The sequence below is a fragment of the Bradyrhizobium sp. SZCCHNR1098 genome (assembly GCF_032489375.1).
GTDB lineage: Bacteria > Pseudomonadota > Alphaproteobacteria > Rhizobiales > Xanthobacteraceae > Bradyrhizobium.
The window spans coordinates 1-2,206 of record NZ_JAUEXY010000025.1 but is presented as its reverse complement, the minus strand read 5'-3'; the positions used below and the strand labels follow the sequence as shown (position 1 = coordinate 2,206).

The window sequence follows — 2,206 nt, the reverse complement described above, 5'->3', positions numbered from 1 at the left end:
CTTGGAACACTGAAGCTTCGCAACCTCAGCTTCCTCGGTTCAGACCGGATGGACAACCTCCTGGAAGACCACAGCTACCAAGCCGGACACCGGGGAGATCGCGTATAAGGTGCGCCGTGGAAAGGCGCGGTTCTTGAGAGGGTGAAAGTCCCTTCCGGCAAATGTCGTTCCAGCCGGTAGCAATCGGAGCAGTCGGCGAGGTAACGACCCGGCTGAAGCCTCCGGTGGAGAGGGTCACGAGGTGACTTGGCGAGTGGGCGGGCTGTAACACGAGTGAACGTCGAGCAGGCCTCGAAAAGTTCGATGTGGAGGCTGACCTGGCCTTATTACAGGGAAAGCTGACATCGCTGGGGAAGAGAGCGACACGCGCACCCAGCGGCTCCACCGGGGTAGTGACGACGGCACGTCCACAGCGGGAACCGAAGCAACACGGGAGACCCCATTGCGCGGTCGAGCGAGAGACCAACCGGAGACCTGTGAAGGTCGGACCGGGCGCGGCGGGGAGTCGGATGGGCTCGTAGTACCGGGGAAGCCGGGTAATGCCGGTGGAGGAAAGGAGCCCTCGTTCAAGCCGATGTAGGAAGTGGCGCGGGAGGGGAGATTGGGTCACCTCGAAACTCCACCAAGTGTCCGGAAGCTGCAGACTGCGTTACATGCGAAAGCGAAGGCAGAACCCGGGTTCAGGTTCTATCTTCTGTACGACAAGGTGTCTCGGGCGGATGTTCTGAGCTTCGCCTATGCCAGATGCAAAGCCAATGGCGGCGCGGCTGGTGTGGACGGTCAGACGTTCGAGGCCATCGAGGCGTATGGAGGCCAAGGTGCGTCGTCCGCGGATCACAAGAGCCCGGATGTCGACAATGGCTGGAATCCGTGGCTCGGAGAACTGGCGGAAGAGCTCAGGAACAAGACGTATCGGCCGCAAGCGGTCAGACGGGTCTACATTCCGAAGCCGAACAGCAAGAAAATGCGACCTCTGGGGATCGCGACGATACGCGACCGGGTGGTTCAGACGGCGGCGATGCTGGTGCTCGAGCCCATCTTCGAAGCCGATCTGGAGCCCGAGCAATATGCGTACCGCGCCGGCAAGACTGCGCTGGACGCGGTGGAGACCGTGAACCGCCTGCTCAATCTGGGGTACACGGCCGTCGTCGACGCGGACCTGCGTGGCTACTTCGACGAGATACCGCACGGACCGCTGATGAAATCAGTGGCGCGCCGGACCTCCGACCGGCACATGCTGCATCTGATCAAGATGTGGATCGAGGCGCCGGTCGAGGAGACGGACGATCGCGGGCGCAAGCGTCGGACCACGTGGAATCGGGACGAGCACCGCGGCATCCCGCAGGGCTCTCCGATCTCCCCGCTGCTGGCGAACCTGTACATGCGACGGCTGGTGTTGTGGTGGAGACAATCGGGCGCGCGGCGGCGGCTGAAGGCCGTCATGGTCAACTATGCCGACGACTTGGTGATCTGCTGCAAGGGTACGGCCGACATCGCCATGCAGACGATGCGAGAGGTCATCAAGAAACTGCAACTGGCGGTCAACGAGGACAAGACACGAATCTGCCACCTGCCGGAAGAGCGGTTCGACTTCCTGGGCTACACGTTCGGACGGTGCTACTCCCACAAGACCGGGAAGGCCCACCTCAACTCGAAGCCATCGAAGAAGAGCATCAAGCGAATCTGCGATGCGGTCGGGGACGAGACAGGCCGGCACAGGACGACGTTATCAGCCGAGAAGGTGGTGAAGCGGCTCAACGCCAAACTCACCGGATGGGCGAACTACTTCCGCCTCGGGCCGGTCTCACCGGCCTACAGGGCGGTCGACGCCCATGCCATCCATCGGCTGCGCAAGTGGTTATGCGAAAAGCATCGGGTTCAAGGCCAGGGGTACAATCGCTTCCCCGACCGGTACCTCTACGAGACGTTGGGGCTGGTACGGCTGCCGAAGTCGACGCGTAACCTGCCGTGGGCGAGGGCATGAGAGCTTGCCCGGGAGCCGGATGCGCGAAACGCGCACGTCCGGTTCGATGAGCGGGGAAGGGAAACGGGGCGTTGCCGAATGGCCCAAGCCACCGCGCCCTTCCTCGACTCTACCGTGAAGACCATCGCGCGGGGAATGCCGGATGTCGGCTGAACCTTGTATGGGGAGTAAGTTGTCAAGAGGGGCGTCGTTTGTTGGGGGCGGTCTTTGGCGCCAAGGAGA

The 2,206-nt window shown here is 62.4% G+C and carries 1 protein-coding gene; it reads left to right on the top strand.

The window, feature by feature from the left end; genetic code table 11:
* The first annotated feature begins 601 nt into the window (after positions 1-601).
* On the top strand, positions 602-1,984 hold the full coding sequence (ltrA, locus tag QX135_RS32365) for a group II intron reverse transcriptase/maturase (protein WP_316234488.1): 1,383 nt from the start codon (positions 602-604) through the stop codon (positions 1,982-1,984).
* Positions 1,985-2,206: the final 222 nt, after the last annotated feature.